Raw genomic sequence first — 22,767 nt, forward strand, 5'->3', positions numbered from 1 at the left:
TAACCCTTTAGGTGGAGGAGGCCATCAAATCACTCCATAAAAGTGGGCATTGGAGGCCGATTTAACCTCTTTCCTTTCCCTCCTCGATATCCGGTGGCATGGATTCCGCTTAGGGTCGGGCCTGGCCCCCCTTCCCAGTCCCCGCCCCACCTCTGGAACGGAAAGCTGTGACGAAGCGGTGAAGATGAGCCATGCTCTGCTGGCACACGTGTGCACGCGGCAGGAAATCCGGGGCAGCTCAGCATCCAGGCGCCCACGGGGGAAAGGGACTCATGGACGCCTCGAAGGCTTCGGACACGACAGGATCCGCTCCTGCTCACAAGGAACTGCCCTCGCATACACCCGAGGTCACGAAGAGGAAATCCATACGGCGCGGTTATGCCGTCCTGGCGGGGCTGCTCGCCGGCACCCTGGCCGTTTCGCTCGGCATTCACCTGACCGCCCATGAGCCCGAGCGGGCCGCTCCTTCTCCAGTGCAGGAGGAGCAATCGCCCCTGAGCCTGTCGGATGCGGTGCGTGAAGCCAAGCGGACGGGCAAGGACGTCGAGATCGTCGCCGAACGAACGGCGAACTCCACCACCTGGGCGCGGCCCGACGGCCTCATGCGGACACGCGTACACAGCGACACGTTCCGCGCCAAGGTCGGCAGCGAGTGGAAGAAGGTCGACACCACGCTACGGCGCGTCGAGAACGGGTACGCCCCTCGGGCGGTCAACGCACCCCTGGTCTTCAGCGCCGGTACCTCCACCACTTCTGGCAGGGCTTCACGGGCCGCGTCCCGCCCGCCCATCAGAACGGTGGCCTCCGGTACCGACGACGGCCGTACCTGGAGCGAACTCGTCCGGCTCACCGTCGACGGACACGATCTCGTCGTCAGTTGGCCCGGCCCGCTCCCCGCCCCGGTCGTCGACGGCTCCCGGGCGCTGTACGAGAACGTGCGCCCGGGCATCGACCTCCTCCTGACGGCACGGGACGGCGGCTACTCGCACGTACTCGTCGTCCGTACGCGGGAAGCGGCGGACGACCCGGTCCTCACCGACCTGGACTACCGGCTCTCCTCCCCCACGCTGTCGTTCACCCTGAACGAGGGTTCTGACGTCGTCAGCGCCCGCGACGCGAGCGGGCAGGAGGTGGCCGCCGCCCCCACGCCCTACCTGTGGGACTCCGCAGGAACGGTGAAGAAGACCGTGGGAGAGGCACAGCCCGATCCGGATCCCTCCACCGGCGATACGGCGCTGGCTCTTCCCGGGCTGGCGGGCCCGCAGCCCGGCAGCCACGAATCGGCTCTCGGCGCGACCCTGGGAGACGACGGCCTCCTCGACCTGGCGGTGGATGCCAGGGCTCTGAAAGACCCCGACACCGTGTACCCGGTCTTCATCGACCCCTCCTTCAAGAGCCGCAAGAAGAACTGGACCCTGCTCTACGCGAAGGCACCCAGCTCCAGCTTCTACAACGGGCAGAACTTCAACGAAGGCACCAACGAGGCCCGCGTCGGCTACGAAGCGACCACCGGCGGCCTCTCCCGGTCCGTGTTCACCTTCGAGTATCCGAGCACGATGCACGGCGTCGCCGTGAAGTCGTCCACCGTCAGGTTCTGGCAGACCTACTCCTGGAGCTGTTCCGCCCGCCAGTACAACATCCACCTGACCAGCGCGATCTCCAGCACGACGACCTGGAACAACTTCCAGGGCGCGGCCTGGGGCCGCGTCGTCGGCAGTGTCAGCAATGGAAACGGGTACAAGAGCGACAGCTGCCCGGACCAGTGGACCGCCATCCGCATCGACTCGGCGGCTCAGGACGCCGCCAACAAGAAGTGGCCCACCATCACCCTGGGGCTGCGTGCCGCCAATGAGAGCGACACCTCCGCCTGGAAGAAGTTCATGGCCAACGGCGAACTCTCGCCGTACATCGAGACCGTCTACAACCGCACGCCCGACGAACCCCAGCAGCGGAACATGACGTCCGTGCCCGGTGGGGTCTGCGACACGACCAGCCCCCCGGTCACCATCGGCAAGAGCGACATCACCTTCAACGCCACCGGTTCCGACCCCGACGGCAACCTCAAGTACGTCCACCTCAAGGTCTGGCCCACCGGATATCCCGACACGCCCGTGTGGGACGCGGACATGGCGCCCACGAGCAACGGCGCCATCAGCAAGCGAATCCCCTGGGGCAGCTTCACCGGAGGCAAGACGTACTCCTGGTCCGCCTGGACCAAGGACACCGAAGGTGCCGTCTCCGGCTACGGCCCCGCCGGCACCAGTGCCTTCTGTCAGTTCACCGTCGACCACACCGCGCCCGGCAGTCCCACCGTCTCCTCTCCGGAGTTCCCGCCCCCGGGCAAGGATCTCAACGAGTGGAGCACGGTCCCCTTCGGCACCGCCGGCAACTTCACCATCAGCAGCACCGACACCAGCGTCGTGAAGTACGAGTACGCCTTCAACGGCGGCACCTACTCCACCAATCCGCCCCTGGCCACCACCAGCGGCGGTCCGGTGACCAAGAGCCTCAAGCCCCCCATGACCGGCATCAACTTCCTCTATGCCTGGGCCGTGGACGCCGCCGGCAACCGCTCCCCCACGCCGGCCAAGTACGCCTTCTACGTGACCCCGCGCAAGGTCCTCGACCCGCCCGGCGATCTCAGCGGCGACGGCACTCCGGACGTCCTCGCCATCGACACCGCGGGCAAATTGCGCAACTACCCGACCGAGCCGGCCGGCGACGTCCACATCCACATGCCCGCCGCCTACGACTCCAAGGGACCGCTCGGCGAGGGACACTGGGCCGACCTCGCGACCCAGACTCCCGCGCTGATCAGCCACTGGGGTGACTGGTACCCGGGTGACGGGGTGAACGACATCGTCGCCCGGATGCCCGACGGAAAGCTCTACCTCTACCCCGGCGACGGCTACGGAACCTTCAACGTCGAAGAACGTCTGGACCTCCTCCTGCCTCCCGGGGCCCCGGATCCGGCGACGCTCACCCAGATCGTCTCGACCACCGACATCACCGGAGACGGCCTGCCCGACCTGTTCGCCCGTGCCGGAACCCAGCTCTGGGCCTTCAGCGGATACACCGGCGGAAGCTTCAAGGAAGCCCGGATGCTGGCCGCCACCGGCTGGGACAACCGCGACATCGTCACCGTCGCCGACATCACCGGCGACGGCGTCGCGGACCTCCTCGCCCGGACGGAAGAAACCGGACGCGGGCTCGTGCTCCGTCATGGCAAGGCGGCCGCCGGCGGAGGAGTGGACCTCAACTCGCTCGCGACCGCGGCCGCCTCCGGCACCGGCCGCGAGGAGGTGTACGGGACGGGCGGCTGGAACCGGGCCTCCATGGCCATGGTCATGGGAGCCCCCGACGCCAACGGCGACAGCATCCCCGACCTCTGGGCGGTCTCCGCCACCGACGGTTACATCCGCTTCTACCCCGGCGGCCGCACCTCTCACGGCACACCCACCGTCGTCGGCACCGGAGGCTGGAACCTGCTCCTCGCCCTCGGCTGACCCCTTCGTCCGAACCATCGCCCTCGCTGTCCCGCTCCGCCCCGTGGAGCGGGACAGCGAGGGCGATACCTCTCAGGCCGGGCACCCTCCCATCAGAGACAACCGTGCCACCCGACGAAACCGACAGACCTCCGCCGGGCCGGGGGAGATCCGCCGACGCCCCCGGACCCGAAGTCCGGGGGCGTCGGTCGTCTGGTCAGCGCCGCAGGGCCGCCGCGTAGGCGTCGTCGGGGTCGAGGTGGCGGAGTTCCTCGGCGATCAGTTCGGCGGTCGAGCGGACCTTGAGGGCCATGACGCGGCTCGGCTGGCCGGGGATGGCGAGCCGGGCCACCGGGCCCTCGGGGCGGTCGATGCGGATCTCGCCCTGCGGGGTGCCCATCCGGACGGCGGTGACGACCGGGCCGTCCGAGACGATCCGCTCCACCGGCACCCCGAGCCGCACCTCGAACCAGCGGGCCAGCAGTTCGGCGCTCGGATTGTCCTCCTCCGCCTCCACCGCGGCCGAGACGACGTCCTTCCCGGCCTGGTCGAGGGCGGCGGCCAGCAGGGACCGCCAGGGGGTGAGCCGGGTCCAGGCCAGGTCGGTGTCGCCGGGGGCGTACGAGGCGGCCCGGGCGTCCAGCGCCGCGAGCGGGTCCTCGACCGCGTACGTGTCGGTGATCCGCCGCTGGGCGAGGGCGCCGAGCGGGTCCCGGGAGGGGACGGCGGGCGCGTCCACCGGCCACCACACCACCACCGGGGCGTCCGGGAGCAGCAGCGGGAGCACGACGGAGTCGGCACGGGCGCCGAGTTCCCCGTGCAGGCGGAGCAGGACCGTCTCGCCGGAACCGGCGTCGGTGCCGAGGCGGACCTCGGCGTCGAGCCGGGTGACGTGGCGCTCGCGCGGCGACAGGGCCCGGCGGCGGATGACCACGAGGGTGCGCGAGGGGTGCTCCTTCGACGCCTCGTTGGCGGCGCGCACCGCGTCGTAGGCGTTCTCCTCGTCGGTGACGATCACCAGGGTGAGGACGACACCGACGGCGGGGGTGCCGACGGCCCTGCGGCCTTCCAGGATCGCCTTGTTGATCGCGCTGGAATTGGTGTCCGTGAGATCGATCTTCATTGCCCGGCGTCCGTCCCTTCCTCTGCGGCGAGCCTAACGCCCCCGGCACGCGCGCGTGCGGCTCCCCCCGGTCGGGGGCGGGGTGGTTCAGGGGGTGTCGGCGGGGTCCGGCTCGTCGTCGGCCGGCGGGGCGCTCTGCCGGTCGGCGCGCCGGCCCACGACGACGGTGGCGGCGAGCGCGGCGCCGACGAAGGCGGTGGCCACCACCCAGGGGCGGTCGAGGACGTGCCCGGTGACGTGGTCGAGGGAGAAGCGGCCGGCGCCGGTGATGCCGAGCGCGGCGGCGGTGAAGCCGAGGAAGGCCGGGTACTCGTAGCCGCCGGCCGTCGCGAAGAAGCCGGCCGGGGCGTGCACGGCGACGGCGCCCGCCATGGCGCCGGCCGCCGCCGCGCCCGCGGCGGGGGTGGCCAGCCCGAGGGCGAGCAGCACGCCGCCGCCGGCCTCGCCGAGCCCCGCGGCGACGGCGGCCTCGCGGCCGGGGTGGAAGCCCATGGCCTCCATCGCGTGGGTGGTGCCCTCGATCCCGCCGCCGCCGAACCAGCCGAGGAGCTTCTGGGTGCCGTGCGCGGCGAGGACGGCACCGGTGCCGACCCGCAGCGCGAGCAGTCCGAGGTCGCGTCGGTCGGAGTGAGCCATGGGGTTCTCCAGGTGCGGGAGTGCGGGAGGGGACGCGTACCCCTCCACTGTCGGCGCGCCCCTCCCCCGCCGCCGCCCGAAGGATCGGCGAATACTCCACTTGAGTCATGTTTTGCGGCGTTTGCCGGGTGTTGCTTGACTGAGGTGGCCGCCGCCGTCCCGGCCGCCCGCGCCCGTCCGCGCGGACGGCGCCCCGGGAGCGGCCCGAGGGAAGTGGGTACGCATGACCGCCGAGTCCGCCGACACCGCCGCGCTCCGGGAGCGGGTCCGGGCCTTGATGCCCCGGGCGAAGGAGGACCTGACCGCCCTGGTCGCCCTGCGTTCCGTGGCCGATCCCCGGCAGTTCCCGCCCGAGGAGTGCGCCGCCGCCGCCGACTTCCTGGTCCGGGCCTTCACCGAGGCCGGGCTGACGGACATGCGGCGGGTCACCACGCCGGACGGCACGGACGCGGTGGTCGGGCACGGGCGCGGCCCCGAGGGCGCCCCGACGGTCCTGCTCTACTGCCACTACGACGTGCAGCCGCCGCTGGACGACGCCGCCTGGCAGACCCCGCCGTTCGAACTGACCGAGCGGGACGGCCGCTGGTACGGGCGGGGTTCGGCCGACTGCAAGGGCAACATCGCCATGCACCTGACGGCGCTGCGGGCGCTCGGCGGCCCGGACGGCGACGGCTTCCCCGTCCACATCAAGTTCGTGGCGGAGGGGTCGGAGGAGCAGGGCACCGGCGGCCTGGAGCGGCTCGTGCCCCAGCAGCCGGACCTGTTCGACGCCGACGCCCTGCTGATCTGCGACACCGGCAACTTCGCGCTCGGCCTGCCCACCACGACCACCTCGCTGCGCGGTCTGACCAATGTGGTGGTGACGGTCTCGACGCTCAAGGGCGCGATGCACTCGGGCATGTTCGGCGGCCCCGCCCCGGACGCGCTGGCCGCGCTGGTGCGCATCCTGGACGGCCTGCGCGACGCGGACGGCAACACCGCGATCGAGGGCCTGCCCGGGGACGGCACCTGGGACGGGGTGGCCTATCCGCCCGAGCAGTTCCGGGCCGACGCGGGCGTCCTGGACGGGGTGCGGCTGGTCGGCACCGGGTCGGTCGCCGACGAGCTGTGGGCGCGGCCCGCCGTCACCGTCCTCGGCATCGACTGCCCGCCGGTGGTCGGCTCCTCCGCCGCCGTGCAGGCGCGGGTGCGGGCCCGGGTCAGCCTGCGGGTGCCGCCGGGCACCGACGCCGAGCAGGCCCGCAAGGCGCTCACCGACCACCTGGTGGCGGCGGCGCCGTGGGGCGCCCGGGTCGAGGTGGAGGCGGAGAGCGCCGGGCAGCCCTTCCGGGCCCGCACCGACGGGCCGGCGTACACGGCCCTGGGGTCGGCGCTGCGCGAGGCGTACGGGAAGGACATGGTCCAGTCGGGGCAGGGCGGTTCGATCCCGCTGTGCAACGTGCTCGCGGACCGCTTCCCCGAAGCGGAGATCGCACTGATCGGCGTGGAGGAGCCGGGGTGTCTCATCCACGCCCCCAACGAGAGCGTCGACCCCTCCGAGATCGAGCGGATGGCGCTGGCCGAGGCGCTCTTCCTCGGCTCCTACGCCGGGGTGTTCGCACGCGCGGCCGGTTCGTGACCGGCCGCGGGACGAGAGGAGAGAGCCCATGACGCAGACGCACGCACGGCCTCCCGGCGGGTCCGCCCGGGGCGAGGTGCCGCCGGGACCGCTGGGGATGCTCGCGGGGGCCGCGTGGCAGGCCCTGATGCTGGCCGGGGGGATCGCCCTCGTCCTCGGTGTGATGGTGCTGGTGTGGCCGCACGCCTCGCTGGTGGTGGCCGGTGTCCTCTTCGGCCTCTACCTGCTGCTCAGCGGCGTGCTGCAACTGGTCGCGGCCTTCGGCACGCACACCACGACGGCACTGCGGGTGATGGCCTTCATCAGCGGCGCCCTGTCGATCCTGCTCGGTCTGTTCTGCTTCCGGGGCACCATGCAGTCGATCCTGCTGCTGGGGCTGTGGATCGGGATCGGCTGGCTCTTCCGGGGCATCACGCAGACCGTGGCCGCGGCCTCCGACCCGGGGATGCCGGCCCGGGGCTGGCAGGTCTTCCTCGGCGTCGTCAGCGCCCTGGCGGGCATCGTGCTGATCGTCTCGCCGCTGGAGTCGGTGGCGGTGCTGACGCTGCTCGTCGGGATCTGGCTGATCGCGGTCGGCGCGGTCGAGATCATCACCGGCTTCCAGGTCCGCGCGCGGGCCAAGCGCCTCCCGCCGGGGGTCTGACCGGCCCGCCGGGCCGACCACCACGGCCGTCCGGGAGGCCGCCTGGAGGACCGCTCCGGCGACCGGCCCGGAGGCCGCCCGCCCCGTCCGCCGTCCCCCCGTTCTCCGGGGGGACGGCGGACGGCTTGATCCGTGCGCTAGATTTTGCCGGTCCATGACCGTCGATCGCTCGCGATCACCACTCTCCGGAGCCGGCCTTCCATGACCGACATCGTCAACGGCCTCGGCCGTGCCACCGCCTACGGCGCCCTCGGCGTGGTCCTGCTGATCCTCGGCATCGTCCTGGTGGACGTCCTCACCCCCGGCAAGCTCGGCCGGCAGATATGGGAGGACCGCAACCGCAACGCCTCCGTCCTGCTCAGCTCCGCGCTGCTGGGCATCGGCGGGATCGTCTTCACCTCGATCTGGACCACGTACGACAACTTCGGCAAGGGCCTGCTCTCCACGGCCGCCTTCGGTCTGCTCGGCCTGGTCCTGATGGCCGTGGCCTTCCTGGTGGTGGACCTGGTGACGCCCGGCAAGCTGGGGGCGACGCTGGTGGACCCCGAGCCGCACCCGGCGGTGTGGGTGACCGCCTCCTGCAACATCGCGGTCTCCGCGATCGTCTCCGCCTCGATCGCCTGACCCCGCGCTCCTCTCCGCGCCCCGGTGACCCGGAGCGCGCGCCGCTCTCGCCGGCCCGGTGCCCGTCCGCTCAGGACGGTCCCGGGCCGGCGGCCGTCGGGGCGGGCTCGACCTCCAGGAAGCGGCGGCCGCGCGGCCCCTTGTAGAGGAGCGCCTCCCAGCCGAGCCGGCCGAGGGCGGCCGCGCACGCGGCCAGCGCCTCCGTCTCCTGTCCGGCGGCGCCGGAGCCGGGCGGTCCCAGCCACGTGACGACGGCGGTGGCGGGCCGATCCCCCGCCCCCACCCGGTAGCCGGTCGCGGTGCGCGCGCCGGTGGCGTCCACCGCCGAGGGGGCGAGGCCGCCCGCCTCCAGGGCCAGGGCCACCGCCCGGACCGGCTGCCGGCGCTCCCAGTCGGCCGGTACGGCTCCGGCGGCGGCGCCCGGCGGGGCGGTGAGGCGCCGGATCTGGCGCAGCCCGTCGAGCGCGGACCGCACCTCGCGGGAGCGCTGCTCGGGGTCGCCGGTGAGCGGCGGTCCGTCCCCCGTCGCCGCCTCGAAGGCCCCCTTGCCGTCCGGGCCGGTGCTCACAGCAGCCGCCGGATCTCGCCGCGCACCCGGTAGAAGCCTCCGGCGGCCGGGTGCAGCGCCTCCACGACGTACCGCACGCCGGGTTCCCGGATGGCGCGGGGGAACTGCACGTTCCACGAGGACTCGTAGCCCTCGCTGACGACCCGGACCCGGCTGCGACCGCCCTCCCGGACGCACTCGACCACGATCGAACCGGCCGGGGCGTCGGCGGCGGAGGCGACCGAGGCCACGGCGGAGACGGTGGTCGCCGGGGTGTAGGTGGGCAGGGCGGCGGCCAGCTTGACGTCCCGGACGACGGGCACGCTGCCCTGCTGGGCGGCGGTGATCGCCGCCTCGCTCGCGTCCACGCAGACCAGCGAGCCGTCGGTGGTCACCAGGTAGAGCCGCTCGTCGCGGTACTGCATGGAGAGCGCGGAGCCGCCGCCGGTGCCCAGCTTCCACAGCCGGGTGCCGTCCTCGGCGAAGCAGTAGACGGAGGAGGACGAGTCGCCAGCGAAGACGAAGCGGCCGCCGGGCGAGGTGGCGCAGGAGTAGACGACGGCGTCGCAGTCGTAGACCGCCTCGATCCGGCCGTCGCTCTTGGCGAGCCGCTGCACCTTGCGGCGGCCGGTGCCCGCGTAGACGGCGGTGTCCTCCTGCCAGCCGAAGAGGACCGGGCCGTCGGTGGGGGTGTGCCACAGCTCGCCGGTGCCGTCGGGGGCGTGGGCGGCGACGCCGTGGGTGTCGCCGTAGTAGACGGCGCGGCTGTCGGCCCGGACCATCCAGGCGTGCTCGCCCCGGCCGGAGCGGGACCACTGGTGCTCGTCCTCGTGGTCGATGACGGTGAGCCGGCCGGAGCGGTCGGCCACGTTCAGCACGCCCTCGTGGATGTCGAGCCAGAAGATGTCCACCTCGCCCGCGATGTCGTAGGCGGCGAAGGGCAGTTTGGAGGAGAGGTCGTAGACCTTGCCGTCGTCGCAGCCGGCGTAGATCCAGAAGTCGTCGGCGACCAGGCACTTCACGCCGTCGGGGAGGCTGAAGCGGGCCAGCACCTCGCCGCCGTGGGCCAGGGTGTAGACGTCTCCCGCCTGGTTGCCCACCCAGATGCGGTCCTCGTCGACGTGAATGCCGAAGGCGGCGGAGCCGGTGCGGAAGCGCCAGAGGGCGGGGGCGACCGCGCGGACCGTGGAGGGGGCGGAGGTGACCGTGCGGCGGGTGACCGCGCGGGCGGCGCGCTGACCGGCGACGGCCGGCGCGTAGCCCTTGCGGACCTTCTCGCCGATCTTCTTCGCGGCCGCCGCGCGCGCCTTCTCGGCGGTCGCGAAGGAGGAGCGCTGGACCTGTCCGGTCGCGCCGATCCTGCCGTAGCGGACCGACACCTCCAGGCCCTCGACGGTCACTTCGTAGAACTTGTGGGCACCGCCGCCGTCCTGCGACAGCTCCAGATAAGTCGTGGTCATGGAAGGAACCGTAGGCGCCGCCACTGACAGCCGCCCCGGCGGCCGGGCCCGCCGGGTGCGGCGCGGGCCCTGGACAAGCCCGTCGGCGAACCCTAATCTCCGATACGTTTAATCAACTCGTTGACTATCCCCACTCCGTGGGTGGAGGTCCCGTGCACCCGTTCCGCGCCGCCGTCGAGAAGCGCGACGGAGCCGCCGTCGAGGCGCTCCTCGCCGAGGACGTCGTCTTCACCAGCCCCGTCGCCTTCGCCCCCTACGCGGGCCGGGCCCTCACCGCCGCGATCCTGCGCGGCGCGATGCGCGTCTTCGAGGACTTCTCCTACGTCCGGGAGATCGCGGACCCGGGCGGGCGCGACCACGCCTTCGTCTTCACCGCCACCGTCGGCGGCAAGCGGATCCAGGGCTGCGACTTCCTCCACTTCGACGAGGACGGCCTGATCGACGACTTCACCGTCATGGTCCGGCCGCTCTCCGCCGCCCAGGCCCTCGCCGCCGCCATGGGCGCCGAGTTCGAGCGGATCGCCCGGGAGGCGGCGGACGGCGGCGCGGCTCAGTAGGTGACGGTGATCCGGCGGGCCGGGCCGTCCACCCGGACGGTCCCCCCGTACGGGATCACCACCTGCGGGTCGGTGTGCCCGAGGTCCACATCGAGGACGACCACGGCGCCGGGCGCGTAGGCGTCGAGGGCCCGCAGGACGGCGGTGCGCTGGGCCTCGCGGTAGGCGGCGCGGGCCGGGGCGTCGTGGGGCGCGTCGAAGGACCAGGCGCGGGCCCGCCCCACCAGGACGGCGCCGAAGCGGCCCAGCAGGCCCCGCTCCCCCATGGCGCGCAGGACGCGGAAGACCTCGTCGGCGGTGGGCAGCAGCTCGGAGGTCTCCAGGAACAGCACCCCGCCCTCGTACGCCTCCGGGGGCGCGATCTCCCCGCCGGCCATGAGGAGTTGGGCGAGGACCTCCAGGCAGCCGCCCCAGGAGCGGCCCTCGGCGACCCGGTCGGCCCGGTGCCACCGCCAGTCGCCGGCCGGCTCCATGACGGGCGCGGAGTCGAAGGTGCGCGGGTCCTCCCAGGGCCGCTCGACGTCGTTGGTCTCGGTCGGGCGCGGGAGTTCGTACGGTCCCGGGGTGAAGAGGGCGGCCCGCACGGAGGCGTCGGTGACGGGGTGGACGGCGCCGGGCCGCCCGAACTGGGTCATGACGGAGGCCCCGTGGTAGCCGACCACGCCGAGGTTCCAGAGCCGCATGAGGAGGTTGGTGTTGTCGCTGAAGCCGAAGAAGGGCTTCGGGTGGGCGCGCAGCAGCGCGTCGTCGAGGTGCGGCAGCAGAGTGATCTGGTCGTCGCCGCCGATGGTGGCCACGACCGCCGCGATCCCGGGGTCGGCGAAGGCGGCGTGCAGGTCGGCGGCCCGCGCCTCGGGGGACGCGCCGAGCTTCCGCGTCGTCGGGTACTCGACGGGCACGAGCCCGTACTGCTCCGTCAGCCGCCGCAGGCCCAGTTCGTGCGGCAGCGGCAGGACTTCGGGCAGCCCGGCGGCGGGCGACAGCACGGCGACGCGGTCGCCGGGCCGGGGCTTGGGCGGGTGGATGAGGTCCGTCATCTCCGCACCCTAGCCCGCCCCGGTCCGCCGCCGCCCGCCGGTTTCCGCGAGCCGGCCCGGGGGCCGGGCCTCGGGGGCGGTGTGCGCGAGCGGGTCGGCGAGGACGTCGTGGAGGACGAGCCCCGCGGCCCCCCGGGCCGCGTCGGCGGCCGGGGAGGCGGCGCGCAGGCGGGGCGCGCCGGCCGGCCAGAGGCCGGAGACGACGCGGGCGGCCAGCTCCTCGCCCACGGCCGGGGCCAGCCAGGGCATCAGCCGGGGGTAGACGCCGCCGAGGACGACGGCCTCGGGGTCGAGGAGGTTGACGGCGCCGGAGAGGGCCCGGCCCAGCATCCGGCCCGCCTCGGCGAGCGCCGCGAGGGCGCGGGGCTCGCCCCGCCCGGCGCGGGCGGCCAGTTCGTCCGTGTCGGGGGCGTCCGCCGCGCGCAGCAGGGCGTGCCGGCCGGCGTACTGCTCCAGGCAGCCGCGCGAGCCGCAGCGGCATTCGGGTCCCCGGGCGTCGACGACGAGGTGGCCGATCTCGCCCGCGAAGCCGTGGGCGCCGCGCAGCAGTTCGCCGTGGACGACGACGGCGCCGCCGACGCCGGTCCCGCCGGTGAGGTGGAGGAAGGTGCGGGGGGCGTCGGGGGCGCCGCAGCGGAGTTCGGCGAGGGCCGCCATGTTGGCCTCGTTGTCGGAGACGGCGGGGAGGCCGTGGGCGGCGGGGCGGAGGGCGGCGAGGGCGTCGCGGAAGAGGGCGGCGGCGGGGACGTCGCGCCAGCCCAGGTTGGGGGCCTGCCGGACGATGCCGTGCGAGACGAGTCCGGGCAGGGCCAGCGCGGCGCCGGCCGGGCGCAGGCCGAGGGCCGCGGCCTCGTCGAGGACCCCGGCGGCGATCCCGGCGGCGCGGGCGAGGACGTCGGAGGCACCGGCGGAGCGGTTGTCGACGGCGGTGGTGCGGCGGACCCGGTCGGTGCCGGCGAGGTCCACCAGGCAGACGGTGACGTGCCCGACGTTGATCTCGACGCCGAGGCCGGCGGGCCCGGTGCCGGCCGGCTTGAGGACGGTGCCGGGGCGGCCCGCCTGGCCGCTGAAGGTCTTGCCGGACTCGACCAGGAACCCGAGGTCGAGAAGCTGCTCGACCAGGGAGGAGACGGCGGGCCGGGTCAGGCCGACGCGGGCGGCGACGGCCGCCCGGGTGGTCTCTCCGGCGTCGTGGACGGTCCTGAGGACGAGGCTCAGGTTGTGCCGGCGCACGCCCGACTTGTCGGCCTTGGGTTCCGTGGGCTGGTTCATGGTGAGCGAGAGCCTAGTCGCCCCTTTCGCTCACCCCCGACGCCGGTCCGGAAGCCGGACGGGGGCGGGCTCCGGACGGCGGGCGGGCACCCGGGCTCAGGCGTCGGCGTGCCGGGCGATCCACTCCCGGGCCGCCGCCCGCTCGGCCTCCGTCGGGGCGGGGCTCACCTGGTCCGGGTAGCGGACGAGGCAGTGCTCGCGGGCCGTCTCCCGACCGATCGCGCGGGCCTCCGGGGAGAGGTCCGGGTGCTCGGCCACCTCCAGGGCACGCCGCCACCAGCCCCGGCTGCGGGGGTCGACGGCGTAGTGCCACAGCGGCTGCGCCGGGTCGGCGACGCCGATCAGCACCCGGTGCAGGACGTACGGGGAGAGGCCGGGGGTGCCGAGCAGCCGGTCGGCCACCAGCAGCGGGTGCTCCCCGTCCAGGCGGGCCCGGAGCAGGACCCAGGTCATCAGCTGGCCCACGTCGTGGGCGGGCGAGGTGACGAAGTCCCACAGTGCGGCGGCCTTGGCCTCGTCGGGGGCGCCGAGGTGGGTGAGGAGCCGCAGCTCGCCCTTCCAGACCGGGCGGGCCCCGTCCCACCAGGAGACCAGCCGGTCCGCGGCCGGATGGCCCAGATCGAGGGCGAGGCAGGTGAGGGTGACGAGCGGATGGCGCCACTCGGTGTACGTGGTCGGGTACTTCTTGGCGAGGTCCTTCGTCCGGCGCGGCAGCAGCGCCTCGACCTCGGCCGGGCCCGCCAGCCCGTGGGCGTAGAGCAGTTCGAGACAGAAGCCGAGGCCCTGGAGGCCGGTGGCCGGGTCGGCGACCCGCTCCCGCAGCCAGCGCACGTCGGCGTCGGTGAGCGTCCGGTAGCGGTCCCACTCGTCGCCCAGCACGCTCTCGGAGGCGGTGAGGTCGGGACCGGCTCCGGACAGCAGGCCGTCCCGCACGGCCTCGTAACGGCCGATCGCGGCCAGTGCCCCGTCGGGATCGGCGGGGACGGCCGGGGCGGCGGACCCCGTGCCGAGAGCGGCCTCGCGTACGTGTTCCACGCGGTCGCGCGCGTCCAGGGCGGCGAGGACCCGCAGGGCGCGCGGCAGCCGCTCCTCGGTGGTGAGGCGGACCGCGACGAGGCCCGCGTGGGACCGGCCGGCCAGCGGCCCCGCGCCCGTCTCGCGGCGCCACGCGCGCGTGAGGGATCCGACCAGCGCGGCGTACAGCCCCCGCAGGGCGGCCTCCGGGGCGTCGTGGGCGGCGAGGTCCGCCGCGAGGGCGGCGGCGGCCCTCACCGGGTCGGGCTCGCGGAGCTCCCGGTGCAGGGCCAGCCAGGCGGAGGCCGTGCCGGGGCCGCCCGCGAGCGCGAGGGACCGGGCGGTCTCCAGGGCCCGCTCGGACGGCACGGCGGCCATGACGGAGGCCGCCGGGGCACCGAGGGCCGCGACGGTCTCCCACGCCTCCGGGTGGTCGTGGCGGAGCAGGGCGCGGAGCAGTTCGCGCCAGCCGGCCCACTGCGCCGACGGCCCGCCGTACTCCTCCCGCCAGGCGTGCAGCAGCCGGTCCGCCTCGTCGGGGGTGAGCGCGTCCCGCCGCTCCAGCGGGAGCGCGAACCGGGCCGCGGCGGCGAGGTCCGGGAGATCGTCGAGGCGGGCGTGGAGCCAGGCGGCCTCGGCGTCGGAGAGCGGGCGGCGGCGGACGGCGTCGGCCGTGCGCTCCAGCGGCTCGTCGAGCGCGGCGAGGAACTGGCGCACCCCGGCGGCGTCGGCCGGGTCGGGCAGGCCGGCCGCGTCCCGCAGGGTGATCCGGTCCAGCCGGAAGGCGCTGCCCGGCCCGTCGTCGACGAGCCGGAAGCCGGCCGGGCCCTCCCCCAGGCCCGCGGCGACGGCCGCGTGGTCGCCTCCCCAGTGCAGCAGCAGTTCGCCCTGCAGGGCGCCGGAGCGGTCGAAGGCCCGCTCGTGGGACTGCCAGTGCCAGTAGGCGAAGGAGACCGGTCCCGCGAGGCCCCGCCGGGCGCGGAGCTCGGCGGCGTCCTCGTGCCCGTCGGACTGGGTGTAGCGGCTCCGGGTGGGCGGCGGGAGGGCGAGGAAGCCGTCGCCGCCCCGCGTGCGCCACCAGGCCGTGAGCACGGCGAGGTCGGAGCGCTTCCGGTCGGTGCGTCGGTCGTCCACGTCCTGCTCCCTGGATGGTGCGGGGTCCGTTCCGGGCGGTGTCCCCGCCCCGGCGGTCACCCTGCCACACGGCACCGACGGCCCTTCCGGGACCGGGCGGGCGGGGCCGTTCAGTAGGCTCGGCGGGACAGGGATCGGGACAGACAGCGCAACAAGCGGAACAGAGGAGCGCCGGAGTGTTCGTCAAGGTGTGCGGGCTCGCCACGACCGCCGACATCGACGTGGCCGCGGAGGCGGGCGCCGACGCGGTGGGCCTGGTGATCAGCGGGACCAGTGTCCGCGGGCTGGGCCGGGACCGGGTGGCGGAGCTCGTCGCGCACGTGCCGGACGGCGTGCTGTCGGTGCTCGTCGTGAACGACACCCCGGCCGTCGAGGCCGCCGGGATCGCCGCCGCGCTGGGCTTCGGCGCGCTCCAGCTGCACGGGCGGGCGTACGGCCCCGGGGAGTTCGGGGCCGCCGCCGGGGTCTTCCCGCGCCTGTGGCGGGCGACGGCGCTCGCGGACGGGCCCGACACGCGGGTGGGCGCGCTGGGCGAGGAGGTCCTGCTGCTCGACTCGCCCCGGGCCGGTTCGGGCGCGCGCTGGGACCTGTCGCTCCTGGACGCGGCCCGCCCGGAGGGCCACTGGCTCCTCGCGGGCGGTCTGGGCCCCGGGAACGTCGCCGGGGCGATCGCCGCCGCCCGCCCGTGGGGCGTGGACGTCTCCAGCGGCGTCGAGTCGGCGCCCGGGGTGAAGGACCACGCCCTGATCCGCGCCTTCGTCGCCGCGGCGAAGGCCGCCGCGGCCTCCCCGGCGACCGGTTCCGCCCCGGCGCAACCTTCCGGCGCCCCGGCGGGTCCGTAGGGGTGACCGCGATGCTCGCGGGCCGCGTACGAAGGGGATCGTGATGGAGGAACTGGCGCAGGTCGTGGCGAAGGCGACCGGCTGGGCGGCGCGCGGCGCCGGATGGGTCGCGGACGTCCTCGGCGGCACGGAGCTCCCCGAGCCCCGGCGCTCCCGGGAGCGCCGCCGCGCCCGCGCCGCGAAGGACGCCGCCCGCACGCGCTCCGCCTCGTAACCGGCCCTCCGCGAGGGCTTCAGGCGAGCAGGGTCGGCGCGGCCGCGTCGAGGACGCCGCCGATCCGCCACAGGGCCTCCTCGTCGCGGGGGACGGCCGGGAGGGTCTCCCCCGTGCCGGTGCCCCAGGCCGTCGCGACGGCCACCGGGTCCTCGCCGGTCACCGCGGCCGCCGCGAGGGCGGCCGCGCCGAGGGCGACGGGTTCGGCGGCGGCGGGGAGCACGAGGGGGCGGCCGGAGAGCCGGCGGACGGTGTCCGTCCAGGCCCGGCCCCGGGCCCCGCCCCCGATCAGGCGCAGCGGCCGGTCCCGTACGGCCGGGTCGGCGGGGTCGAGGCCGCAGGCGGCGAGGAGCCCGTCGAGCGCGCGGAGCACGGTGAAGGCGGCGCCCTCGTAGGCGGCGCCGAGGATCGCGCGCGGGTCGGTGGTGTGCCGCAGACCGGTGACGAGGCCCGAGGCGGCCGGGAGGTCGGGGGTGCGCTCGCCGTCGAGGTACGGGAGCACGACGACGTCGCCGCCGGGCCGGGCGTCCTCGCGGTCGAGGCCGAGGAGGGCGGCGAAGCGGTCGACGGCGAGCGTGCAGTTGAGGGTGCAGCCGAGCGGCAGGAAGACGCCGTCGGTGGCGGCGAAGCCGGAGAGCGCCGGGTCGGCGGGACGGGCGCGGGTCGCGGCGAAGACGGTGCCGGAGGTGCCGAGGCTGACGACCGGGTGGTCGAGGAGGCCGGTGGCGCCGAGGCCGAGGCCGACGGCCGCGGCCATGTTGTCGCCGGTCCCGGCGGCCACCACGACGGTGCCGGGCAGGCCGAGGGCGTCGGCGGCGGCCGGGACGAGCGTGCCGGCGCGGGTCGCGCCGGTGGGGGCGACGGCGGGCAGGGCGGCGGGGTCGAGGCCGAGGAGGTCGAGGAGCCCGGGGTCGTAGCCGCGCGCGGCGGGGGCGTACCAGCCGGTGCCGGAGGCGTCGCCGGGGTCGGTGACGGCGGCGCCGCAGAGCCGTTCGGTGAGGAAGTCGTGCGGGAGCCGGACGGCGGTGGCGGCCCCGGCGCGGCGGGGTTCGCGCTCGCGGAGCCACTGCCACTTGGCGGCGGTCACGGCGGCGACGGGGACGGAGCCGGTCCGGTCGAGCCAGGCGGCCGGGCCGCCGAGCCGGGCGGTGAGGGCGGCGGCCTGCGGGGCGGAGCGGGTGTCGTTCCAGAGCAGGGCCGGCCGGACCGGGCGCCGGTCGGCGCCGAGCGCGACGAGTCCGTGCTGCTGCCCGGCGACGGCGAGGCCCGCGACCTCCCCGGGCGCGGCGCCCGCGTCCCGTACCGCCGCGCGGACGGCGGCGACCAGGGCGGTCCACCACTCCTCGGGGTCGCTCTCGCGGGCGCCGCCGGTGCCGGTGACGGTGTGCGGGGCGCGGCCGGTGCCGAGGACGGCTCCGGTGGCGGCGTCGACGGCGACGGCCTTGGCGGCCTGGGTGGAGCTGTCCACCCCGATCACGACGGAACGGCTGACGGGCACGTCCACACTCCTCTTCCACGTCTGTCGGCATCCGGGGTTCCGGTCCCGCACCCCCTCGTGCAAGATTAGTTATCCCAGAAAACAAATCCGATCGCCAGGAGAAGGGCCTCCCATGACCGATCGTTTCTCCCCCACCCCCGGGGACCGCTTCACCTTCGGCCTGTGGACCGTCGGCTGGCAGGGCCGCGACCCCTTCGGCGACGCCACCCGCCCCGCCGTCGACCCGGTCGAGTCGGTCGAGCGGCTGGCGGAGCTCGGGGCGTACGGCGTCACCTTCCACGACGACGACCTGATCCCCTTCGGCGCGCCGGAGGCGGAGCGGGCGGCCTGTGTGAAGCGGTTCCAGGAGGCCCTGGACCGCACCGGCCTGAAGGTGCCGATGGCCACCACCAACCTGTTCACGCACCCGGTCTTCAAGGACGGCGCGTTCACCGCGAACGACCGGGACGTCCGCCGCTTCGCGCTGCGCAAGACGATCCGCAACATCGACCTGGCCGTCGAGCTGGGCGCGGAGGTGTACGTCGCCTGGGGCGGGCGCGAGGGCGCCGAGTCCGGCGCCGCCAAGGACGTGCGGGTGGCCCTGGACCGGATGAAGGAGGCGTTCGACCTGCTCGGCCAGTACGTCACCGAGCAGGGCTACGGGCTCCGCTTCGCCATCGAGCCCAAGCCGAACGAGCCGCGCGGCGACATCCTGCTGCCCACCGTCGGCCACGCCCTCGCCTTCATCGAGCGGCTGGAGCGGCCGGAACTCGTCGGCGTGAACCCGGAGACGGGCCACGAGCAGATGGCCGGCCTCAACTTCCCGCACGGCATCGCGCAGGCGCTGTGGGCGGGCAAGCTCTTCCACATCGACCTCAACGGCCAGTCCGGCATCAAGTACGACCAGGACCTCCGCTTCGGGGCGGGCGACCTGCGCCAGGCGTTCTGGCTGGTGGACCTGCTGGAGTCGGCGGGGTACGCCGGACCGCGCCACTTCGACTTCAAGCCGGTGCGCACCGACGGCGCCGACGGCGTCCGGGAGTCCGCGCGCAGCTGCATGCGCAACTACCTGATCCTCCGGGAGCGGGCCGCCGCCTTCCGCGCCGACCCCGAGGTGCGCGCGGCCCTCGCCGCCTCCCGGCTGCCCGAACTGGCCGTGCCCACCGCCGCCGAGGGCCTGGCCGAGCTGCTCGCCGACCCGACCGCGTACGAGACCTTCGACGCGGACGCGGCGGCGGCCCGCTCGATGTCCTTCGAGCGGCTCGACCAGCTCGCCCTGGAACACCTGCTGGGCGTACGGCCCTGATCCGGACGGCCCCGCCCCGGACGGCCCCGTCCCCAGCGGCCCCGTCCCCGGCGGACCCCGCGGGCCGGACGCCCGGCCCCGGACCGGCCGCCCCTCCGCGTGCCGGACGGCGGTCCGGACCCGGGCGTCTGCGAGACTACGGGCGCCCGCCCCGCCCCGTACCCCTGCCCGCACGCCCCGTCCGTCCGCCCCCGTGCCCGGGTCCGTCCCCCTCCCGAGGAAGCCGATGCGCGTCGCCCTCTTCGTCACCTGCGTCAACGACGCGGTCTTCCCGTCGACCGGGGTGGCCACCGTCCGGCTGCTGGAACGGCTCGGCGTGGAGGTGGACTTCCCTTCGGCACAGACCTGTTGCGGGCAGCCGCAGTTCAACACCGGCTACCGGCGCGAGACCGCGCCGCTGGTGCGGCGCACGGTCCGGGCCTTCGAGGGGTACGAGCACGTGGTGGTGCCGTCCGGTTCGTGCGCGGCGATGGTCCGCCACCACTACCCGTCCTTCGGGCCCCGGGCGGCGGCGCTCGGGCCGCGCGTGCGCGAGCTGACGGAGTTCCTGGTGGACGTGCTGGGCGTGACCGACGTCGGCGCGTACTTCCCGCACGCCGTCACCTACCACCCGTCCTGCCACGGGCTGCGGCTGCTCGGCCTGGGCGACCGGCCCCGGCGGCTCCTGGAGGCGGTGCGCGGGCTCGAACTGCGGGAGCTGCCGGGGGCGGAGGAGTGCTGCGGCTTCGGCGGCACCTTCGCGGTGAAGAACCCGGACGTGTCGGCGGCGATGGGTGCGGACAAGGTGGCGCACGCGGTGGAGACCGGCGCCGGGGTGCTGTGCGGCGCGGACAACTCGTGCCTGCTGCACGTCGGCGGCACGGCGAGCCGGCTGAAGGCGCCGCTGCGGACGGTGCACCTGGCGGAGGTCCTGGCGAGCACGGAAGAGGAGCCCTGGCGGTGAGCGGTACGTTCCTGGGAATGCCGTCCTTCCCGCGCGCCGCGCGCGAGGCGGTGCGCGACGAGCGGCTGCGGCGCAATCTGCGGCACGCCACCCACACGATCCGCGACAAGCGGGCGCGGGCCGTCGCCGAACTCGACGACTGGGCCGAGCTGCGGGAGGCCGGGAAGCGGATCAAGGACCGGACGCTCCGTCACCTCGACACGTACCTCCTGGAGTTGGAGGAGCGGGTGACGGCGGCGGGCGGCACCGTGCACTGGGCAGAGGACGCCGCCGAGGCCAACCGGATCGTCACCGGTCTGGTGCGGGCGACCGGCGAGCGCGAGGTCGTCAAGGTCAAGTCGATGGCCACCCAGGAGATCGAGCTGAACGAGGCCCTGGAGGAGGCCGGGATCCGGGCCTACGAGACCGACCTGGCGGAGCTGATCGTGCAGCTCGGCGAGGACCGGCCCTCGCACATCCTGGTCCCGGCGATCCACCGCAACCGCACCGAGATCCGGGACATCTTCCGCGCGGAGATGGGACGTTGGGGCCGTCCGGCGCCGGACGGACTGACCGACGAGCCGGCCGAGCTCGCGGAGGCGGCCCGGCTGCACCTGCGGGAGAAGTTCCTGCGCGCCAGGGTCGGGATCTCCGGGGCGAACTTCATGGTCGCCGAGACCGGCACCCTCGTCGTGGTCGAGTCCGAGGGCAACGGCCGGATGTGCCTCACCCTCCCCGAGACCCTGATCTCGGTCGTCGGCATCGAGAAGGTCGTCCCGACCTGGCGGGACCTGGAGGTCTTCCTCCAGACCCTGCCCCGCTCCTCCACCGCCGAGCGGATGAACCCGTACACCAGCACCTGGACCGGCACCGCCGACGGCGACGGCCCGGACGCCTTCCACCTGGTCCTCCTCGACAACGGCCGCACCCGCGCGCTCGCCGACGAGACCGGCCGGCAGGCCCTGCGCTGCATCCGCTGCTCCGCCTGCCTCAACGTCTGCCCGGTGTACGAGCGGGCCGGCGGGCACGCGTACGGCTCCGTCTACCCCGGGCCGATCGGCGCCGTCCTCACCCCCCAACTGCGCGGCACCACCAGCGAGATCGACGCCTCGCTGCCGTACGCCTCCTCGCTCTGCGGCGCCTGCTACGAGGTGTGCCCGGTCGCCATCGACATCCCGGAGGTGCTGGTGCGGCTCCGGGAGGAGGTCGCCGGCCGGGGCGGGAAGGGGCACCGGCTGGAGAAGGCCGCGATGAAGGCCGCCGGCTGGGTCCTCGACCACCCCGGGGCGCTCGCCGCCGGGGAGCGGATCGCGGGCGCGGCCGGCCGGCTGCTGCCCGAGCGGCTGCCGGGGCCGGGCGCCCGGCAGTGGACCGACCACCGGGACCTGCCCGACCTGCCCGCCGAGCCCTTCCGCGACTGGTGGAGGAAGAACCGCCCATGACGACCCCGACCTCCCGCGAGCGGATCCTCGCCCGGATCAGGGCCGCCGTCGCGGACGCGCCCGAGGCCCCCGAGGACGTGCGCGGCTACCGGACGCGGCACGCGCCGGACGATCCGGACGCGGTGCTCGACCTGCTGCACGAGAACCTGGCCGACTACCGGGCGCACGTCCACCGCGCCGGTCCCGCGGAGCTGCCGGAGCTGGTCGCGCGGCTCCTCGACGAGCGCGGGGCGCGGAGCGTCGTGGTGCCGCCGGGGCTGCCTGAGGAGTGGCTCGCCGCGTCGGCGGCCGAGCGGGTGGCGGACGGCCCCGGACTCGGCCCGGCCGAACTGGACGCGGTGGACGCGGTGGTGACGGGGTGTGCGCTGGCCGTCGCCGAGACCGGCACGATCGTCCTCGACGGCGGCCCGGGGCAGGGTCGGCGGGCCCTCACCCTCGTCCCGGACCTGCACGTCTGCGTCGTACGGGCCCCGGAACAGGTGGTGGCGTCGGTGCCGGAGGCGCTGCCCCGGCTCGATCCGCGCCGCCCGCTGACCTGGATCTCGGGGCCGTCCGCGACGAGCGACATCGAGCTGGACCGGGTCGAGGGCGTGCACGGGCCCCGCACCCTGGAGGTCGTCCTGCTGCGCGGCTGAGCCCCGCCCCCTCACGCGCGGTGCGCGGTGTGGCGGCCGAGGAGCCGCCGGTACGCGGCGGCGGGGCCGTCGTCCCCGGCGAGGTCCCGCAGGACGGCCTCCCCCGCCGGGTCGCCGGGCCCGTCGTGGCGCACCGCCCGGGTGAGCAGGAGGAGCCGCCCGGCGCCCTCGACGCGGACGCCCCGGTCGGTGACGGCGGTCCGCCCGGCGTCGGCGACGAGGAGGGCGAGCGCGGTGTGGCCGATGACCGGGCCGGGGTGGCGGACGCGCAGGGTGAGAAGGGCGGTGCGGCCTCCCGCGACGACCCCCCGCCCCGTGTCCAGACCGGGCGGGACCCCGTCGACCCGGTGGTCGAGATCCACCCGGACCCGCGCACCGACCCCGGTCACGTACTGGACGAGGACCCCGTCGGCCCGGAAGAAGAACACCCGAGAGGTACGCCCTCCGGACCCGGCGGTGACGACACCGGTGCCGGGCTCGACCCCCCGGCGCCCCACCCCGCCCCCGCCCCGCCCCGCGTCCCGCAGCCGGGTGCGGAACCCGGCCCGGAAGGCGCCGTCCGCCGGGAGGGCCGGATGGGTGAGGGTCACCCGCTCCTCGGCGGCGTCCCCGTCGGCCAGGACCCGGTGGCCGCCGGTCCCGGGCAGGAGGACGCCGCCGGGGGCGGGGAGCGGGGCGGCGGGCAGCGGGTCCGGTGCGGTCATGGGTGCTCCTCCGGGGATGCGGGGGACGGGTGCCGTCCTTCTGTCGCCGCCGGGGCGGGAAAGGTTGCCGCGCCC

General features: G+C 75.1%; 20 protein-coding genes. 11 read left to right on the forward strand and 9 right to left on the reverse strand.

Features of this window, described 5'->3' with window-relative positions; genetic code table 11:
* The first annotated feature begins 512 nt into the window (after positions 1 to 512).
* Positions 513 to 3,506 carry an FG-GAP-like repeat-containing protein gene (locus IE219_RS17315; RefSeq protein WP_189978282.1) on the forward strand — a complete coding sequence of 998 codons (2,994 nt, stop codon included), beginning with the start codon at positions 513 to 515 and terminating at the stop codon, positions 3,504 to 3,506.
* Positions 3,507 to 3,702: 196 nt separating this feature from the next.
* Here IE219_RS17315 and opcA read toward each other — a convergent pair whose 3' ends face one another.
* On the reverse strand, positions 3,703 to 4,608 hold the full coding sequence (opcA, locus tag IE219_RS17320) for a glucose-6-phosphate dehydrogenase assembly protein OpcA (protein WP_189978284.1): 906 nt from the start codon (positions 4,606 to 4,608) through the stop codon (positions 3,703 to 3,705).
* 87 nt (positions 4,609 to 4,695) lie between these two features.
* A complete protein-coding gene (locus IE219_RS17325) occupies positions 4,696 to 5,244 on the reverse strand; it encodes a DoxX family protein (RefSeq protein ID WP_189978286.1) in 549 nt (182 codons plus the stop codon).
* A 223-nt stretch (positions 5,245 to 5,467) separates the two neighbouring features.
* Here IE219_RS17325 and IE219_RS17330 point away from each other — a divergent pair, with 223 nt between their 5' ends.
* From IE219_RS17330 to IE219_RS17340, 3 genes are all read left to right on the forward strand, one after another.
* A complete protein-coding gene (locus IE219_RS17330; RefSeq protein ID WP_189978288.1) occupies positions 5,468 to 6,862 on the forward strand; it encodes a dipeptidase in 1,395 nt (464 codons plus the stop codon).
* Between the two features lie 28 nt (positions 6,863 to 6,890).
* Complete coding sequence (locus IE219_RS17335) at positions 6,891 to 7,505, forward strand: HdeD family acid-resistance protein (protein WP_189978290.1); 615 nt, start codon at positions 6,891 to 6,893, stop codon at positions 7,503 to 7,505.
* A gap of 201 nt (positions 7,506 to 7,706) precedes the next feature.
* Entirely contained in the window at positions 7,707 to 8,129 is a 423-nt protein-coding gene (locus IE219_RS17340) for a DUF350 domain-containing protein (RefSeq protein WP_189978292.1), read from the forward strand.
* A gap of 70 nt (positions 8,130 to 8,199) precedes the next feature.
* Here the strand turns inward: IE219_RS17340 and IE219_RS17345 are convergent, their stop codons facing one another.
* Both IE219_RS17345 and IE219_RS17350 read right to left on the reverse strand, forming a co-directional pair.
* Positions 8,200 to 8,697, reverse strand: a complete 498-nt coding sequence (locus tag IE219_RS17345) for a hypothetical protein (protein ID WP_189978294.1) — start codon at positions 8,695 to 8,697, stop codon at positions 8,200 to 8,202.
* Positions 8,694 to 10,136, reverse strand: coding sequence for a WGR domain-containing protein (locus IE219_RS17350; protein WP_189978296.1), 1,443 nt, complete (start codon positions 10,134 to 10,136; stop codon positions 8,694 to 8,696). Before IE219_RS17350 ends, IE219_RS17345 begins: the two co-directional genes overlap by 4 nt.
* 152 nt (positions 10,137 to 10,288) lie before the next feature.
* On the opposite strand from IE219_RS17350, the gene IE219_RS17355 reads away from it, so the two are divergent.
* Entirely contained in the window at positions 10,289 to 10,693 is a 405-nt protein-coding gene (locus tag IE219_RS17355; RefSeq protein ID WP_189978298.1) for a nuclear transport factor 2 family protein, read from the forward strand.
* Here IE219_RS17355 and IE219_RS17360 read toward each other — a convergent pair.
* From IE219_RS17360 to IE219_RS17370, 3 genes are all read right to left on the reverse strand, one after another.
* Positions 10,687 to 11,730, reverse strand: a complete 1,044-nt coding sequence (locus tag IE219_RS17360; RefSeq protein WP_189978300.1) for a S66 family peptidase — start codon at positions 11,728 to 11,730, stop codon at positions 10,687 to 10,689. The two genes, IE219_RS17355 and IE219_RS17360, sit on opposite strands and share 7 nt — an antisense overlap.
* 9 nt (positions 11,731 to 11,739) lie before the next feature.
* Complete coding sequence (locus IE219_RS17365; RefSeq protein ID WP_189978302.1) at positions 11,740 to 13,002, reverse strand: ROK family transcriptional regulator; 1,263 nt, start codon at positions 13,000 to 13,002, stop codon at positions 11,740 to 11,742.
* 96 nt (positions 13,003 to 13,098) lie between these two features.
* Complete coding sequence (locus IE219_RS17370; protein WP_189978304.1) at positions 13,099 to 15,150, reverse strand: hypothetical protein; 2,052 nt, start codon at positions 15,148 to 15,150, stop codon at positions 13,099 to 13,101.
* Between the two features lie 176 nt (positions 15,151 to 15,326).
* Between IE219_RS17370 and IE219_RS17375 the strand changes: the two genes are divergently transcribed.
* A complete protein-coding gene (locus IE219_RS17375; protein ID WP_189978306.1) occupies positions 15,327 to 15,992 on the forward strand; it encodes a phosphoribosylanthranilate isomerase in 666 nt (221 codons plus the stop codon).
* Positions 15,993 to 16,032: 40 nt separating this feature from the next.
* Complete coding sequence (locus IE219_RS17380; protein WP_189978308.1) at positions 16,033 to 16,206, forward strand: hypothetical protein; 174 nt, start codon at positions 16,033 to 16,035, stop codon at positions 16,204 to 16,206.
* A 19-nt stretch (positions 16,207 to 16,225) separates the two neighbouring features.
* On the opposite strand, the gene xylB is transcribed toward IE219_RS17380, so the two are convergent.
* Positions 16,226 to 17,704, reverse strand: coding sequence for a xylulokinase (gene xylB / locus IE219_RS17385; protein ID WP_189978309.1), 1,479 nt, complete (start codon positions 17,702 to 17,704; stop codon positions 16,226 to 16,228).
* A gap of 112 nt (positions 17,705 to 17,816) precedes the next feature.
* Here xylB and xylA point away from each other — a divergent pair, with 112 nt between their 5' ends.
* The 4 genes from xylA (at position 17,817) to IE219_RS17405 (ending at position 21,988) form a co-directional block, all read left to right on the forward strand.
* Positions 17,817 to 18,989, forward strand: coding sequence for a xylose isomerase (gene xylA, locus IE219_RS17390; RefSeq protein ID WP_189978311.1), 1,173 nt, complete (start codon positions 17,817 to 17,819; stop codon positions 18,987 to 18,989).
* Positions 18,990 to 19,215: 226 nt separating this feature from the next.
* Positions 19,216 to 19,932, forward strand: a complete 717-nt coding sequence (locus IE219_RS17395; RefSeq protein WP_189978313.1) for a (Fe-S)-binding protein — start codon at positions 19,216 to 19,218, stop codon at positions 19,930 to 19,932.
* Entirely contained in the window at positions 19,929 to 21,353 is a 1,425-nt protein-coding gene (locus IE219_RS17400) for a LutB/LldF family L-lactate oxidation iron-sulfur protein (RefSeq protein WP_189978315.1), read from the forward strand. The genes IE219_RS17395 and IE219_RS17400 overlap by 4 nt, the downstream gene beginning before the upstream one ends.
* Positions 21,350 to 21,988, forward strand: a complete 639-nt coding sequence (locus IE219_RS17405; protein WP_189978317.1) for a LutC/YkgG family protein — start codon at positions 21,350 to 21,352, stop codon at positions 21,986 to 21,988. The genes IE219_RS17400 and IE219_RS17405 overlap by 4 nt, the downstream gene beginning before the upstream one ends.
* Positions 21,989 to 21,999: 11 nt before the next feature.
* Here IE219_RS17405 and IE219_RS17410 read toward each other — a convergent pair whose 3' ends face one another.
* Positions 22,000 to 22,692 carry a hypothetical protein gene (locus IE219_RS17410; RefSeq protein ID WP_189978319.1) on the reverse strand — a complete coding sequence of 231 codons (693 nt, stop codon included), beginning with the start codon at positions 22,690 to 22,692 and terminating at the stop codon, positions 22,000 to 22,002.
* Between the last annotated feature and the right edge of the window lie 75 nt (positions 22,693 to 22,767).

Source organism: Streptomyces termitum, from assembly GCF_014650175.1.
In the GTDB taxonomy this organism is placed as follows: Bacteria; Actinomycetota; Actinomycetes; order Streptomycetales; family Streptomycetaceae; genus Streptomyces; species Streptomyces termitum.